Below are 15,908 nucleotides of genomic sequence, written 5' to 3'. Positions count from 1 at the left end.
GCGCCGTCAGCGATAGCGGCGGTGATAGCGGCGGCCGAGCTGGGTGAGCAGCTCGTAGGAGATGGTGCCTGCGGCGGCGGCGAGATCCTCAAGGCTCTGATGGGGGCCGATCAGCTCCACCAGCGCGCCCTCGGCCAGCGCGCCTTCCGGCAAGGCGGTCGCATCGACGATGAGGCTGTCCATGGAAACGCGGCCGACCATGGGCAGGCGCATTCTCTCGAACCACGCCGCGCCCCGGTTGCCGAGGCAGCGCGGCAGGCCGTCCGCATAGCCTACCGCGAGGGTGGCAAGGCGCATGGCGGACGGCGCCACGAAGGCGCCGCCATAGCCGATGCGGGCACCGGCCGGCACGGTCCGGGTCTGGATCACCCGAACATCGAGCCGTACCACCGGGCGCATGGGATTCTTGCCGGCCGCCGTGGGCGCCCCGCCATAGAGCGCGATGCCCGGCCGCGCCAGCGCACCGTGATAGTCCGCGCCGAGAAACGCGCCGCCGGAATTGGCGAAGGACACCAGCGCATCGGGAAACGCCGCCGCGATGGTCCGCAGAACCCGCAGCTGGTCGTCATTCTGCGGATTGTGCGGCTCGTCCGCGCTGGCGAGATGGCTCATGATGGCAAGGATGTCGAGGCCCTCCGCGAGGCCCTCGCGGACAATGACACCAGCCTCCTCGGGCGCCATGCCGAGGCGGGACATGCCGCTGTCGAACTGCAGCACGGCGGGCAGCTTTTCGCCCCGTGCCGCCGCTGTCCGCGCCCAGCGCGCCAACTGGTCGAGGCTGTTGATGACCGGAACGATGCCCGCCGCCGCGCACGCCCCCTCGGAACCGGGCATGAGGCCGTTCAGCACGTAAAGGCGGGGCTGGGCGAGGCCTCGCGCGCCATGCTCACCGCGCACCGCGGGCAGCAGCTCCAGCGCTTCACCCAGATGGGCGACGAAGAAATCCCGGCAGCCGGCGGCCATCAGCTCGGGGACCACATCGAGCGCACCGAGACCATAGGCATTCGCCTTCACCACCGCGGCGGCCCGCGCGGGCGCCACCTGCGCACGCAGGCGGCGGTAGTTGTCCGCCAGCGCTCCGCAATCGATGGTCAGCACGCCACCGGCGGCTGCGCTCGTGTCGAAATGTGGAATTGTGCCGTGCATCGTCCGCCCTCTTGCGACCGACAACAAGGCTAGCGCAAGGACTGCGCACAATCCGGGCTTTATGTGCGCGATAGCTGCGATATGATCGTATCAACGCAACATTTTGGCATGAACTCGAAGAATCACGCATGCGCAGTCTGGACGCCATCGACCATGCCATCATCCGCCAGCTGCTGCTGAACGCGCGCATCAGCACCACGGACCTTGCGGCGGAGGTCGGCCTCTCGCCGTCCTCCTGCCTGCGGCGCATCCGCCTTCTGGAAACCAGTGGCGCCATCAAGGGCTACACGGCCATCGTTGACCGCACCTCTCCGGACGCCGGCATGTCGGTGATGGTGGACATTACCCTCGAACGGCAGACGGAAGACTTCCTGCGCCGGTTCGAGAGCGCCGTGCGCAAATATCCGGAGATCCGGGAGTGTTACCTGATGACCGGGGGCGCCGATTATCGCCTGCGGGTCGAAGTGGAGACCGCCGGCGATTTCGAGCGGGTGCATACGGATATTCTCTCCACGCTGCCGGGCGTGCTGCGCATCCATTCCAGCTTCGCCATCCGCAACGTGCTGGCCACCCGCGCTCGTCCACGGCGCAGCGGAACCGCCTGAGAACGCCCCTGCAACGCGCGCGCTCAGGTGTGGCGAGCGGAGGCGCGCATGTCGCCGCTCGTCCGGGCCGGATCTCACGGCGCAATCGGGGCAGAGCGGTGTTACCGCGCCACCAATCCCATGGGAACATCGCGCGAGGTCATGGCGCCGAGGACGAAGGCGAGGTTGGCCGCCGCGGCCAGAGAGGCGGCGTGGGCATCCGAGCGGGCCTGGCGGGCAACGAGAAGACCGCTGTCCGCAGCCGTGGCCACCGATATGTTGCCCACCCCCGCCTTGTAGGCGGAGAGCGCCGCGTCGTAGGTGACGGCTGCGGCGTCCGCGAGGGCGCTTGCCGCGCGGTAGGAGGCGAGCGCCGAGCGCAGCGTATTGGCGCTGGCGACAATCTCGCGGGCGGCCGTGTCCCGCACCTTCTCGAAGCCCGCTTCGGTCGCCGCGGCGAGGGACTGCGCATTCTGCACCTGCGCCGCCCTGAGCCCGCCGTCGAAGATGGGCACGGTCGCCCCGACCATCACGCCCGACGCCGAGGAGATCTGCCCGATGTTCGGCAGTCCGGACGCCGAGAGGCTGGTATTGCCGGTGGCGGCCACGGCGCTGAGATAAACCTTGGGCAGGAATTCCGCCTGCGCCGCGGCGATGCCCGACTGGCTCGCCTTCATCGCCGAGAAGGAAGCGAGCACGTCCGGCCGGCGGGCAAGGGCGGCCTCGATCATCTTCTCCGTCGGTGTCCCGATGCTCTCGGGCAGGCTGCGCCCAGTCGCCGGCCGCACCCGGATCTGCGTGACCGGGCTCACCCCCACGGCACCGAGCAGCACCTGATAGGCATCCCGCTCGCCACCCTCGGCCTGCACGAGGGCAAAGCGCGACTGCGCCATCTGCTGGCGCGCCTGCGCCACCTCCACCGTGTTCCCGATGCCATTCTTCAGCCGAGCCTCCGCCGCATCGAGAATGTCGCGGCTGTTGGCGAGGGTCTGGGTGGCGGCGTCGACCCGGCTGCGCGCGGCGCCGTAAAGGAAATAGCTGCGCGTGACATCGTAGATGATCTTCTGATGGACGCCGTTGAACAGCACGTTGGCGGCGTTGGAATTTTCCTTCGCCGTCTGGTGCAGCGCGCTGCGCTGGCCGAAGTCGAAGACGAGCCACTGCAGCGCCACCTGCGGCGAAAGCCCGGAAACCGAGCTCTGCACCTGATTGACATTACCTATGGTGAGGGGCAGCGGATTGGTGAAGCTCTGGTAGCCGCCGATCACGTTGGCGGTGATGAGCGGCACATAGGTCGCCTCCACCATGCCCGCCGCCAGCGCCGCCTGCCGGGCCTGCTGCCAGGCGATGCGGGTGGCGGCGTTCTGGCTCTGGGCGAGATCGATCAGCTCGGCGAGGCCGTAGGTCCTGCCCGGGGAGATGTCGGGCGTCGGCTTCAGCAGCGCTGCGGCGGGCTCGGGGGGCACGGCGAAATTCGGCGCCGGTGTTGTGGATGCCGAAGTCGCTCCCGTGCCCGTGGCCGCGGCCCTATCGTCCGCCGCGGGCGCGGAAGCCGGCGCCTCGGCCTGCCTGGGTGTCCAGGGCTGCGAGGGATCGGCCGGCGCGCTGTCGAGCGCGTTGAGGGCGCAGGCCGCCAGCAGCATGCACGCCAGCATCAGGAGCGCGTGGCGCGCGATATCCTTGAGGGCCGTTGGCTGTGGGCGAGGTGGCTGACGCATCATTCCGTCACCCTGCCGCCAGCCGTTCGATGCGACGCACGAGCGCCGCGAGCATGCCGGGATCGCCGTCTGCCTCGCTCATGTCGGGCAGGTCCCCGCCGCTGCCCCGGGCGACCTCTTCCGCGGCGCGGGCGAAGTGCGCCGAGATCTCCGGCGAGGACGCTCCGGCGAAGAGGAGAACCGGCAGCGCCGCGCGCACGTCCGCGATCAGTGCGTCGAGACGCGCGATCCTTACCCGCGCCGGGCGCTGCCACGCCGGCTCGAACGGCAGCAGCAGCAGTTGCTGCCGCGCCTTCTCCGCCTCGGTCTCCACGAGAGACGCGTCGTCCACCGCTAGAGCGCGCTCCGCAGGCTCCCGCGCCGCGAGCCGCGCGAGCGCGTCGAGAGCCCGCGACAGCCGAGCCCGGACGTTGAGGACGGCGCTCTTCGGCCAGATGCCGGTGAAGATGAGATAGACCACGAGATTGCCGAGCAGGATGCCGACGATGCGATCCCGCCCCGCCGACATGTCGAGGCTCGGTGCGAACCCGTTGAGGATGGTCAGCAGGAAGGCGAGCCCGACCTGCACGCCGGCGTATGAGATGCGCTCGCTGCCCGACGAGATCCAGGCCGCCGGGAGGATGCCGAGGAAAACCAGCACCATCAGCCCACCCACCGATTCCAGGTGGGGGATGACGAACAGGATGGAGAAGAAGCCCAGCCCAGCGCCGAGGAGGCATCCGGAGATGCGCAGCGCCAGCTTGTGGACGGTCTCCGCCGTCGTTCCGAGGGCCGCCACGTAGCAGGTGATCATCGCGGTGTGGATGCCCTGCCAGCCGATCAGCGAATAGGTCAGGTAGCAGACGATCGCCGCCGCCGTCGTCTTCAGGGCATAGCGCTGGTAGTCGGGATTGGTGAAGGCGTCGACCGCGAGGAAGGGGGGCTTGGGTGCCACCGCACGGGTGCCGCCGTCCGCCCGGGCGAGGCCGGCGAACGCCGCCGTCACGGCGGCTTGGGCGGTGGACACCGGCGTCGGGTCTACCGGGGTCTCGCTCTCGGGCGCGGCATCCGTCTGCGGCGCCTCGGGTCGCCGGCCCGCGCTGACGTGCCCGGCGGCCTTGCGGCAGTAATCGGCGAGCTGGGCGCGCGTCCCTTCCGCCATCCCGGCCGGCAGGGCGGCGACGGCGAGCAGCAGCTGGTAGCTGGTGCGCGCGGCCCCCGACAACCACGTCACCTCGGCGGAGGGAGCGGTGTGGAACAGGCGGGCCAGCATCACTTTCTGGCCGTCGGCGCTTATGCCTTCGGCGAGGGGCGCCGCGAGCCGTCCCGGTGCGGCGGCCGGCGACAGCGCCAGGGCATCGGCGGCCGCCGCCAGGCGTTCGGCCACCGTCCGGCGCAGCAGGCGGTGGGGTGGGGTGCCGAGCACGATGTTGAAGACGATCATCAGCGCCATCGGCATGGCTGCCATCTGCCAGGCATAGAGCAGGCCGCGCGTCGCGATCTCGCCCGCCGGAAGCTGGTCCACGAGGGTCAGCACGAAGGCGATGACGAGGCCGATGATGGAGCCGATCTCCCCCAGCTGCGAGGCTGCGCCGAGGAACACGAAGACGAAGGAGAAGAGCGCCAGGATCGCGATGCGCAGCATCGGATTGTCAGCCGTCGCCGCGATCAGGGGGGCCATGGCGAGCACGACAACGCCAGCGAGAAGGATGAGGCCGATGCCCTGCCCAACGCACTCCGCTCCGTCGGGCCGCGCGATGAAGATCACGAGATAGCAGCCGATGGCGGCTTCCGGCACCTTGTAGAGCATCGCCACTGCAGCCACGAGCGCGCACAGCAGCGCCACGCGCCATGCCAGTCCGAAGCGGCCCGGAAAGGGCAGCAGATCGCGCCACGCCTGGCGCGCCATGGCCGGCCACGGCCGGTCAGCAGCGGCTGCCATGATGCACCGTCGCTGTGGCGGAGGCTCCGATGCGCATGAGGCCTTCGGGCGGATCAATGAGGCGGATGCGCACCGGGAAACGCTGGGCGACACGCACCCAGTCCAGCGACTTCGGCACGATGGGCATCGTCCGCGGCAGCTTGATGAGCTCCTCCGACGCGACGCCCCAGCCAATCCCCTCCACCCGGCCGCTGATGGGCCGGTCGCGGTCCGCCAGCGCATAGACGGTGGCGCAATCGCCGGGGGCGATCCGTGGCAGCTCGGTCTCGAGGAAGGCGGCGGAGACGTACCATGCCCCGGTGTTGATGAGGGTGAAGATCGACTGGCCGGAGATGACGAACTCGCCCGGCGATACGGCGAGGCCCACCACCTTGCCGTCGAACGGTGCGCGGACCTCGGTATCGGCGAGCGCCCTCTGCGCCAGCCCCAGCGCCGCCCGTCGCGCGTCCACCAGGGCCGCGGCGGCTGCCGCGTCACTCACCAGGGCGTCGGCCGCCGCCTGCTGGTGCAGGGCCTGCCGGAGGGAGATTTCGGCGTCTCGCTTGGCGGTGGCGGCATCGTCCACCTGCTGGGCGCTCACATAGCCCTTGGGCCTGAGCGCCTCCAGCCGCGAGAGAGTCTGGCTGGCGAGGTCCAGGTTGGAGCGGGCGCGCGCCACCTGCTCCTGCGCGATCACGGCGTTTGAGCGCGCGGCCGACACGGCACGCTCCCGGTCCGCCAGCGCCGCCTCGGCGATCCTGAGGTCCGCGGCAGCCTGCTCGGCCTGCAGCTTGTAGGAGGTGGCATCGAGCGCGAACAGGAGCGCATCCTTGCCTACACTGCCATTGTCCTTCGCCTCGATCCGCGCGATGCGCCCCGGAACGGCGGGCGCGACGTTGACCGTATCGGCGGTGACGACCGCGTCCTGGGAGAGGGGATTGAGTTCGGCATTGCGGACATAGCGCCAGCCGAACACCACGGCAGCCGCCACCGCGATGAGGCTGACGACGACACCGACCGCGCGCCGGGGATGGGCCTGCTCCGACTCTTCCACAACCTACCGCCCGAAGCTGACAATCGAGACCAGGAAGCCGATGCCCGCCGCCACGCAGACATAGACGGCCAGACGCGCCGGAATGACGTCGTCGACGCCCAGGCGGACCAGCACCACCCGCACCAGCAGCGCCCCGAGGATTCCGATGACGGCGCACAGCAGCCAAGACGGAAAGTAGGCGCCGAAAAAGGGAATGGACGGCGCGCCAGCCGGCACGCAGCCGCCGAGCGCCATGGCCATGACGACGGTGACGGGGAGGCTTTTCATGCCGCCGATGCCCCTGCCGATATCGCGGATCAATCGATGGGACACTCGGGACGATCCTCCGCCACTGAACCCGCACAGGGATGGAGGTCGCCTCGAGGCGGTATTCCCGTGCGTCGTCCCATCTTCAAGTCTTAACAAACGGTTAACGGTAAATCAAACAGCAAAGACGGCGAAGCGCGGTTGTACGCGGCCTTTGCGCGCGGCACGAAATATGCCACCAAATGTCGTGCCCCGCACGGTGCGAGGCTTCAGCTTCGGGGGAAACGCCGGCATGTGCACAGCGCTCGTCTACAGCGACTCAGCCGGGCGGAAGTACCTCGGCCGTACGCTCGAGCTGACCGTCGAGCTGCCGTACGAGCTGGCCTATTTCCCGGCCGGCTTTTCGGTGAGCTCGGAGGTCTCCGGCCATCCGTCTCTCGCCTATACGCTCGATCACGCCTTTCTTGCCATCACCATGCCCTGGCGGTTGCCAACGCCGGAGGCGCCGCTCGGCATCGCGGACCTGAAGGTCATCGAGGGGTTGAACGACAAGGGCGTCACGTTCAGCGTGCTGTCCTACCCGTCCGCCGCGGGCCGGGGGCAGGCGGTGGAGATGACGCGCGCCGTTCTCGCCGCCTCCGACCTCGGCAGCTGGGTGCTGGGCCGGTTCGCGTGCGTCGCGGAGGTGAAGGCGGCGCTCGGCACGCAGCCGGTCGTCCTGGAGGCCCTGTCCATTCTGCAGGGGGCGGTCTCGCCCTTCCATTATGTGGTGAACGATGCTTCGGGCGCCTCGCTCGTGATCGAGTTCCACAAGGGCGAGATGCAGCTCTACGACAACCCCGTCGGGGTGATGACGAACGGGCCCCGCTTCGACTGGCACCTGACCAATCTCGACAACTACACCTTCCTCAGCAACGTCGATCGCTCGGCCGCCACCTTCGGCGGCTACGAGGCGCGCCAGCCGGATTCCGGCATCGCCACGGCCGGCCTCCCCTCGTCGAGCACCTCGGTCGGGCGCTTCGTGCGGGCGGTCTATTATGCCCAGTTCGCCGAGAAGGCCGACACGCCCGATGCGGCGGTCTGCGCGCTCGCCCACATGATGAACAATTTCGATCGGCCGCGTGGCATCTCGATCGATTCTTCCGGCGGCGGCCATATGGAGGTGGCCGGCCTCAAGGACGATGGGGCCCACCCCTACGCCACGGAATTTACCTGCTGGACCAGCCTTTCGGACCTCGGCCGGCGGCTGTTCTTCGTGCGCGACTACGCCGGCATGAACTACACGCGTCTCGACCTAGACGCGCTCGCGGGCGTGGATGCCCCGAAGGTCATCCCGCTGCGCCGGCTGAGCGGGCTTCCGGCGGATGCCACCGGGGCCCTCAAGGACGCGTAGTCCGGTCCGCGATCAACCAAGCGGCCGGCGTGGCCGGCGCGGTATCAGTGCTGGTCCCAGCCCGCCGCTTTTCCCGCCATCGTCGGCGGGATGCATCGGTGTGAACCGCCCCGCTTCATCGCGGCGGTCCGGTGCGTCATGGCAACCGCAGCTCGCAACAGCTGAGCCCCCCGACACCCCGCGCCTTGCGAAGGCGGGCATCACGCCCGCCGGCGGCAGCGTCGGGGACAGCTATGACATTGCTTGCGCCGAGATGATCAACGGCCGCGACAAGGCCGAGCCCCATCAAGCCGCTCGACAATGAGGACATGGCCCGCCTTCTGCCGGCACGGCGACGCGGGAGTCCACGTGATCCCCATGCGCCCGAATTCCGCCCGGCTGCGCACCTCGGCCCCCGAGAACGGATGGCTTGCCGACGCCGCTTCCACGCCAGCTAACGCCCCGGGCGAATGGAAACATCCGCCGGCACCGCGGCCGTTCCGCGCCATTCGGGCGCCGCTACAGCTTGCTTGACAGTATGCTATATAGCGTTTTATCTTTCGCTACATATCACAAATGCAATTCGCCGCGCCGGCGTCCCGTTCGGACACTGTCGAAGGCGAAACCAGAGCCGGAACAACGAGGGGGCCGATGAACGCTGCCGCCATGCATCCGAAAGACCAGACGTATCCGCCTTCACAAACGAGGCCATTGCTGGAGGTCTCCGGGGTCACGCTCCAGTACAAGACCCGCGATCTACTCGTCACGGCCACCCGCGACGTGAGCTTCGAAGTCTATCCCGCCGACCGCTTCGTGCTGCTCGGCCCCTCCGGCTGTGGCAAGTCCACCCTGCTGAAAGGCGTCGCCGGCTTCCTGAAACCGGTGGCGGGCTTCATGCGGCTGAACGGCCAGATGATCGACGGCGCCGGCCCCGACCGCATGATGGTGTTCCAGGACTTCGACCAGCTGATGCCCTGGAAGACCGTGCTGGAGAACGTGATGTTCCCCATCCTGGTCAGTCGCCGCTTTCCCCGCGCCGAAGCCCGTGCGCGGGCCATGGCCAGCATCACGAAGGTCAAGCTCGGCAAGTTCGCCGATGCCTATCCGCACATGCTGTCAGGCGGCATGAAGCAGCGCGTGGCCATCGCCCGTGCCATGGCCATGGAGCCCGCCATCCTGCTGATGGACGAGCCCTTCGCCGCCCTCGACGCCCTGACCCGCCGCCAGATGCAGGACGAACTACTGCAGCTGTGGGACGACACCCGCTTCACCGTCCTGTTCGTCACCCACTCCATCGAGGAGGCGATCGTGGTCGGCTCGCGCATCCTCGTGCTCTCGCCCCATCCCGGCCAGGTGAAGGCGGAGCTGAACGCCCACCAATACGGGCACGACCATCAGGGCGGCAGCGATTTCATGGCCCTGTCCCAGAAGATCAACACCATGCTTTTCGCCGAGGGGCACCATGGCTGAAATCACCCCCTTGCCGGTCGCCCGGCTGTCTCCGCCGATCCGGCCGGAATTCGAGCGGACCACGCCCCCCGTGAGCGATGCGGCCGAGATCGAGCGCCCGCTCTCGCTCTGGGAGCACCTCGCCAACATGGAGGGGGTCAGGCGCGGTGCCATCGTCGTGGCGCTGATGGTGGCCTGGCAGGTCTATGCCATCTGGCTCTCCAACCCGCTGATGTTCCCCACGCTGACGGATACCCTGCGCGCCTTGTGGGATGGCCTCATCCACGGCGTCCTGCTCCAGCGCATCGGCGCCACGCTCCAGGTGCTCATGACGGGCTATGCCATCGGCATCGCCCTTGCGGCCATGCTGACCACCTTCGCCGTCTCCTCGCGGCTGGGTGCCGACCTTCTGGCGACCCTGACCGCCATGTTCAATCCCCTGCCCGCCATCGCCCTCCTACCGCTGGCGCTGCTGTGGTTCGGACTTGGTATTCCGAGCCTCGTCTTCGTCATCGTGCATTCCGTGCTTTGGGCGGTGGCCCTCAACACGCTGACGGGCTTTCTGGGCGTCTCCGAAACCCAGCGGCTGGCCGGCCAGAACTACGGTCTGCGCGGCGTGCGCTACGTGGCGCTGATCCTGATCCCGGCCGCTTTCCCCTCGATCCTCTCCGGATTGAAGATCGGCTGGGCCTTCGCCTGGCGCACGCTGATCGCGGCGGAGCTGGTGTTCGGCGTGTCCTCGCGCTCCGGTGGCCTCGGCTGGTTCCTGTTCGAGAAACGCAACCAGCTGGAGACCGATCAGGTCTTCGCCGGGCTCACCTGCGTCATCATCATCGGCCTGCTGGTGGAAGGACTGATCTTCCGCACCATCGAGGCCCGCACCATCCGCCGCTGGGGCATGAGCCGCGGCTGACCTCACCCTGCACATACAACCCAAGGAAAAGAGCAGTCCCATGCGTATTCGCCTTCTCGGCACAGGCACGCCCACGCCGTCCCTGCGCCGCATGTCCTCCGGCTATGTGATCGAGACCGGCAACGACGTGATCGTCATGGACCACGGCTTCGGCGCCCATCATCGCCTGCTGGAGCTGGGTATCCCCGCGACCAAGGTGACCCACCTCTTCTTCTCCCACCTGCACTATGACCATTGCGGCGACTATGGCCGCCTGCTCCTGACGCGCTGGGACCAGGGCGCCGACCGCATTCCCGAGCTGAAGGTGTTCGGGCCGGCGCCCATCGCCGATATCACCGAGCGCCTGTTCGGGCTCGATGGCGTGTACAATGCGGATCTGGTGGCGCGCACGTCGCACGGTTCGAGCCTCGATCTGTTCAAGGCCCGCGGCGGCACCCTGCCCCGGCCGCGCCCCGCCCCGGAGGTCACGACGCTGTCGCCCGGCGACGTCATCAAGGGCGATGGCTGGACGCTGGAGACGGATCAGGTGAACCACTTCCAGCCCTTCCTCGTGACCCTCGGCTTCCGCCTGACGACGCCAGAAGGCGTCTTCGTCTATTCCGGCGACAGCGGGCCGGCGGAGAGCATGCACGTGCTGGCAAGGGATTGCGACGTGCTGGTGCACATGTGCCATTACCTCTCCGGCACCAATTACAGCCCCGATTTCTCGCACAGCTGCATGGGGCATATGGAGCTGGCCGAGCTGGCGCGCGATGCCCGGGTGAAGAACCTTGTGCTCACCCACATCACCGAGCAGTTCGACCGGCCCGGCCTCAGGGAGCGGGTGGTCGCCGACATCTCTCGCGTGTACGGCGGCAACATCTTCTTCGGCGAGGATCTCATGGAAATCCCGCTCAAGGGACCGCAGAACGACCGCCTGCTCTGAGGCATTGAAAATGGGAACGCGGCGCCTGCGGGCGTCGCGTTTCATCGATCGCAAAACGAGACGCCGAACTGGCGCGGAACCTTCCAGACAATGAGGGGATCCAGATGAAACATTTTGCCCGGCTGGCCGCATTGGCCGTCGCTCTTGCCGCCACCATCACCCCGCCCCTCGCGAGGCCCGCCGCGGCGGCCGAGGTGCGTGTCGTGAGCGGTCTCGGCCTGTGCTATTTGCCCATGATCGTCGCGGCGGAAAACAAGCTGATCGAAAAGCATGCGACGGCCCTCGGCCTGCCCGATGCCAAGGTCATCTACTCGCAGCTGACCAGCGGCCCGGCCATCACCGATGCGCTGATCTCCGGCAATGCCGACATCGCCATGGCCGGCACGTCGGTGATGCTCAATCTGTGGGACAAGACGGTGAAGTTCGCCCCCGTGAAGGGGATGATGGCGATCTGCGATTCCCCGATCTATTTCAACACCATCGATCCCGCGATCACGTCCATCAAGGACTTCAAGCCCACCGACCGGATCGCCATGGCCGCCGGCAAGGGCACGCAGCATGCGCTGATCCTGGAGATGGCCACCGCACAAGCTTTCGGGTTCGACCAGCGCAACAAGTTCGACACGCTGGCCATCACCATGTCCCATCCCGACGGCGTCGCCGCGCTGCTCTCGGGCGGTGCCGTCGCCAGGACGCATGTGACGACTGTGCCCTTCATCCAGATGGAGCTCGCCAATCCGAACGTGCGCACCATCCTCAGTTCCTATGATGTCACCGGCGGCGCCAACACGCTGATCACCGCCTATGCCAATGACAAGTGGCGGGCGGCCAATCCCAAGCTCTACGCCGCCACCTATGCGGCGCTGACCGAGGCGATGGGCCTCATCGCTGCCGACAAAACCGCGGCGGCGGAGGCGTTCAAGCGGTTCGACAATTCGAAGCTGTCGGTGGCCGAGATCGTGGCGATCCTGAACGATCCCAACATGATGACCTTTTCGCCGACGCCCCGGAAGGTGATGGTCTTCGCGCAATACATGCACAAGACCGGCCTGCTGAAGAACCTGCCGACCTCCTGGAAGGACGTTTTCTTCAGCAACGTCCACGATCTGCCCGGCGATTGACCCCTCGTGGCGGGCACCGGACACGCCACGTGCCGGCGCCTTGCCTCCTCCGGGGAATGTCAGTACCACCGCCCTCTCACCTGCGTTCGGAATCTCCCATGACAAAGCCTCGGGTTCCGCGTGCGACGCACGACAAGGCAGATGCCGTGACCAAGGCTCCGGCGTCCCAGGCGGGCCACGACTTCTGGCGCCGCTTTGCGCCGAAGGACCCCGGCCAGTCCCCCAAATACCTCCAGCTGCGGGACGCGGTGCTGGCGGGAATTCGCGAGGGATACTGGAGCCTTGGCGACCGCCTGCCGCCGGAGAAGGATCTGGCGCTCGCCACCGGGCTCAGTCTCGGGACGGTGCAGAAGGCCTATCGCGAACTGGTGCAGGACGGGGCGGTGGATCGCAAGCAGGGGCGGGCCGGCAGCTTCGTCAATCGCGAGCCGCGCCAGGTGGATACGGTCTGGCACTTCCTGTTCAGCGATGAGCGGCGCGAGAACTTCTTTCCCGTCTTCCCCCAGGTGGACCGTATTCACCGGCACAGGAGCCGCGGGTCCTGGAACATGCACATGCAGTGGGTGGAAGACGAGGTGGTCGAGATCGACCGCATCGTCGACATCGGCCACGAATTCCTCGTTTACAGCCAGTTCATCATTGATGCGCGGGTTTATGACCAGGTGCGCAAGGACAAGCGGACGGCACTGGAAGGCGTCAATCTGCGCCGTGAGCTGAACCTGACGGTCCAGCGCATGACGTATGACATCCGCATCGAGCCGCTGCCGCGCGACATCTGCTCCAAGATCGGAGTGGAAGCTAAGACCATCGGCATGGTGGTGGAAATCTTCAGCTCGGCGAGCCCGGCGCATTACGGCTCGTTCCAGCGCATCTTCGTCCCGCGCACCCAATTCTTCATGCGCATCGACAGCCAGGCGCCCCGGTCCGCGTGAAAGCTCCCCTCAGGCGAGGGCGGAGACGCGGCGGCGGCGTCCTGTGACCGGCAAAGGCGGCGACCGGGAGCTATCCCAGATAACTCTCGATCACGGCCCGGTCGCGGCGCAGGTCGTGGGCCGGTCCGCTGAGGGCGACGCGCCCGCGCTGCAGCACATGGGCCTCGTCTGCCGTATCGAGCGCGAGCAGGGCGAGCTGTTCCACCAGCAGCACGGCGAGACCATCGTCGGCAAGGCTCCGCAGCGCCTTGAGGATGGTCGTCACCACCTGCGGCGCGAGCCCGAGGGACGGCTCGTCCAGCAGCAGCACCTTCGGCCGCATCATCAGCGCCCGGCTCACCGCGAGCATCTGCTGCTCGCCGCCGGAGAGGTTGCCGCCGAGGATGTGCTGGCGCTCCTTCAGCACGGGGAAGCGCGCGAACTCCCGCTCCAGCCCCTGCGCAATGGTGTCGGCGTCGAGACCGGCCACGCGGTCGGCGCCGATCACCAGATTGTCGCGCACCGTCAGGCCGGGAACGATCTGCCGCCCCTGAGGCACATGCACCAGTCCCGCGCGCGCCAGAAGGTGAGGCTTGATGCCGGCGGTCGGCTTGCCGCCGAAGCGGATCGCCCCTGAGCGCGGGGTGACAATGTTGGAGAGCGTGCGCAACAGCGTGGTCTTGCCCGCGCCGTTGGCTCCGATCACCGTCACCAGCCGCCCCTGCGTCAGCCGCAGGGAGACATCATGCAGGATCCCGACCGGACCGATGGCGACATCGATGTGATCGACCTCGATCATGCCGCATCCTCCACGGCGCCGAGATAGGCGCGAATGACGTTGGGGTCCTTCTGCACCTCAGCCGGCGTGCCGCAGGCGATCCGGTTGCCGAAATCAAGCACGGTGACGCGATCGGCAAGGCCCATCACGAACTCCATGTTGTGCTCCACCAGCAGCACGCTGATGCCGGCGTCCCGGAGCTTTCCGACGATGCGCGCGACCTCCCGCGCCTCCTGCGGGTTCACGCCCGCCACCGGCTCGTCCAGCAGCAGAATGGCGGGCTTCTGGGCGATGGCGCGGGCCAGTTCCACCAGCTTGCGGTGCCCATAGGACAGGTCCTTGGGCTTCATGTCCGCAAGGGTGCCGATGCCGAGGAAGGCGAGGATGGAGGCAGCCTCCGCCCGCTCGCGGGCCTCATGGCCCTTGCCACCGAGAAAATCGAGCACGTCGGCAAGGAGGCCGCGGCGGCGCTCCATCCCCAGCATCACGTTCTCCAGCACGCTCACGCCCTGGATGAGCTGAAGGTTCTGGAAGGTGCGCACCAGCCCGAGGCGCGCGCGGCGATGCGCCGGCAGTTGGGTCACGTCCGAGCCGCCGATCAGGATGCGGCCGGCCGTGGGGGCATAGAGGCCCGCCACCACGTTGATGAAGGTGGACTTGCCGGCCCCATTCGGGCCGATCAGCGCATGGACCGTGCCGGGCTCGACCGAGAGCGTTGCGTCGCGCAGCGCCACGACGCCCGCATAGCTCTTGGTCACGCCCTCCACGTCGAGCCGCCCGGCGGCCCGGCCGCGTGCGGCAAGGGCCGGAAGGAAGGCCGAAACGGCATCCGCCGCGACGCCGCTCTTCGCCCGCCGCCTGCCGAACAGGCCGATGGCGCCTTCGGGGAAGAGGAGCAGTACCACCAGCAGGATGCCGCCATAGAGCATGAGGCCGATGTCGTGCACCGCGGCGATGGCCTCAGCGATGCCGATCAGGATCGCGGTGCCGAGCAGCGGCCCGGCCGAACGCCCCAGCCCGCCGATGACGGTGGCGATCAGCAGCGAGATCGTGAGGCGGATGTTAAAGGCATCGGAGGAGACGAACCCGCTCTGGTGTGCAAACAGCACGCCCGCCAGTCCCGCCAGCGCAGCACTGGCTGCGAACACGCCGATGCGCCAGAGCGGCACGTTGAGCCCGACCGTCGCGGCGAAGGATACGCTTTCCTTCACCGCATTGAGACGGCGGCCGATGGAGGAGCCGAACACATAGTCGCTGGCGATCTGCACCAGCAGCAGCAGGCCGGCGGCGAACCAGAAGAAATAGGTTGGCCCCATGCGGAAATTGCCGAAGTCGACCTGCGGCACGCCCATAAGGCCCATGGTCCCACCGGTCACGCTCACCCAGCGCTGGGCCACGATCTCGACGATGAAACCGAAGGCGAGCGTCGCCATGGCGAGGTAGAGCCCCCGCGTGCGGAGCGCCACCGCCCCCACCATCAGCCCGACGACAAGGCAGGCGGCGAGCGCCATCGCCATGGAGACCGTGAGCGGCCAGCCATAGGTGGTGGCAAGGATGGCGGAGACGTAGGCACCCACAGCATAGAAGCCGCCGTGACCGAGCGACATCTGCCCGGAGAGCCCCAGCAGGATGTTGAGGCCGATCACCGCGATGGCGGTGTAGGCGAAGGTCTGCCCCACATGGACGAAGAAGGGGTTCGGAGCGACCAGCGGGAATATCGCGATGGCGGCGGCGGCGAGGCCATAGACGGCAAGGCGGGGAATGCGTGGCATAAGGCTTGGCATCTGGGCC

Annotated in this window: 14 protein-coding genes; 7 read left to right on the top strand and 7 right to left on the bottom strand. The window is 67.8% G+C overall.

Annotated elements, in window-relative coordinates; genetic code table 11:
• Nucleotides 1–6 precede the first annotated feature (6 nt).
• Entirely contained in the window at nt 7–1,146 is a 1,140-nt protein-coding gene (gene alr, locus EJ105_RS15615; RefSeq protein ID WP_250167090.1) for an alanine racemase, read from the bottom strand.
• 128 nt (nt 1,147–1,274) lie between these two features.
• On the opposite strand from alr, the gene EJ105_RS15610 reads away from it, so the two are divergent.
• On the top strand, nt 1,275–1,751 hold the full coding sequence (locus tag EJ105_RS15610; protein ID WP_024280136.1) for an Lrp/AsnC family transcriptional regulator: 477 nt from the start codon (nt 1,275–1,277) through the stop codon (nt 1,749–1,751).
• Nucleotides 1,752–1,852: 101 nt separating this feature from the next.
• On the opposite strand, the gene EJ105_RS15605 is transcribed toward EJ105_RS15610, so the two are convergent.
• From EJ105_RS15605 to EJ105_RS15590, 4 genes are read right to left on the bottom strand one after another with little or no spacing between them, the layout of a single operon-like run.
• Entirely contained in the window at nt 1,853–3,448 is a 1,596-nt protein-coding gene (locus tag EJ105_RS15605; RefSeq protein ID WP_250167089.1) for a TolC family protein, read from the bottom strand.
• A 7-nt stretch (nt 3,449–3,455) separates the two neighbouring features.
• The gene (locus EJ105_RS15600) at nt 3,456–5,369 is read right to left on the bottom strand and encodes an FUSC family protein (RefSeq protein ID WP_250167088.1); all 1,914 of its coding nucleotides are present in this window, start codon (nt 5,367–5,369) and stop codon (nt 3,456–3,458) included.
• Entirely contained in the window at nt 5,353–6,402 is a 1,050-nt protein-coding gene (gene mdtN, locus EJ105_RS15595) for a multidrug transporter subunit MdtN (RefSeq protein WP_250167087.1), read from the bottom strand. The genes EJ105_RS15600 and mdtN overlap by 17 nt, the downstream gene beginning before the upstream one ends.
• A gap of 3 nt (nt 6,403–6,405) precedes the next feature.
• Nucleotides 6,406–6,702 (bottom strand): YtcA family lipoprotein, encoded by a 297-nt coding sequence (locus EJ105_RS15590; RefSeq protein ID WP_245279340.1) that lies wholly within the window; start codon nt 6,700–6,702, stop codon nt 6,406–6,408.
• Between the two features lie 238 nt (nt 6,703–6,940).
• Here EJ105_RS15590 and EJ105_RS15585 point away from each other — a divergent pair, with 238 nt between their 5' ends.
• From EJ105_RS15585 to EJ105_RS15560, 6 genes are all read left to right on the top strand, one after another.
• Nucleotides 6,941–8,041 carry a linear amide C-N hydrolase gene (locus tag EJ105_RS15585; RefSeq protein WP_250167086.1) on the top strand — a complete coding sequence of 367 codons (1,101 nt, stop codon included), beginning with the start codon at nt 6,941–6,943 and terminating at the stop codon, nt 8,039–8,041.
• Nucleotides 8,042–8,671: 630 nt separating this feature from the next.
• Nucleotides 8,672–9,490, top strand: a complete 819-nt coding sequence (locus EJ105_RS15580; RefSeq protein WP_024280142.1) for an ABC transporter ATP-binding protein — start codon at nt 8,672–8,674, stop codon at nt 9,488–9,490.
• The gene (locus EJ105_RS15575; protein ID WP_024280143.1) at nt 9,483–10,382 is read left to right on the top strand and encodes an ABC transporter permease; all 900 of its coding nucleotides are present in this window, start codon (nt 9,483–9,485) and stop codon (nt 10,380–10,382) included. Before EJ105_RS15580 ends, EJ105_RS15575 begins: the two co-directional genes overlap by 8 nt.
• Nucleotides 10,383–10,422: 40 nt before the next feature.
• The gene (locus tag EJ105_RS15570; protein WP_250167085.1) at nt 10,423–11,307 is read left to right on the top strand and encodes an MBL fold metallo-hydrolase; all 885 of its coding nucleotides are present in this window, start codon (nt 10,423–10,425) and stop codon (nt 11,305–11,307) included.
• A gap of 104 nt (nt 11,308–11,411) precedes the next feature.
• Nucleotides 11,412–12,428 (top strand): ABC transporter substrate-binding protein, encoded by a 1,017-nt coding sequence (locus tag EJ105_RS15565; protein WP_250167084.1) that lies wholly within the window; start codon nt 11,412–11,414, stop codon nt 12,426–12,428.
• A gap of 98 nt (nt 12,429–12,526) precedes the next feature.
• Nucleotides 12,527–13,360, top strand: a complete 834-nt coding sequence (locus EJ105_RS15560; RefSeq protein WP_250167083.1) for a GntR family transcriptional regulator — start codon at nt 12,527–12,529, stop codon at nt 13,358–13,360.
• A gap of 70 nt (nt 13,361–13,430) precedes the next feature.
• Here the strand turns inward: EJ105_RS15560 and EJ105_RS15555 are convergent, their stop codons facing one another.
• Together EJ105_RS15555 and EJ105_RS15550 are read right to left on the bottom strand one after the other, a co-directional pair.
• Nucleotides 13,431–14,138, bottom strand: a complete 708-nt coding sequence (locus EJ105_RS15555) for an ABC transporter ATP-binding protein (protein ID WP_250167082.1) — start codon at nt 14,136–14,138, stop codon at nt 13,431–13,433.
• Entirely contained in the window at nt 14,135–15,901 is a 1,767-nt protein-coding gene (locus EJ105_RS15550) for a branched-chain amino acid ABC transporter ATP-binding protein/permease (protein WP_250167081.1), read from the bottom strand. The genes EJ105_RS15555 and EJ105_RS15550 overlap by 4 nt, the downstream gene beginning before the upstream one ends.
• Nucleotides 15,902–15,908 lie beyond the last annotated feature (7 nt).

Source organism: Xanthobacter aminoxidans (genome assembly GCF_023571765.1).
Taxonomy (GTDB): Bacteria; Pseudomonadota; Alphaproteobacteria; order Rhizobiales; family Xanthobacteraceae; genus Xanthobacter; species Xanthobacter aminoxidans.
This window is presented reverse-complemented; position numbering and strand designations above follow the sequence as displayed.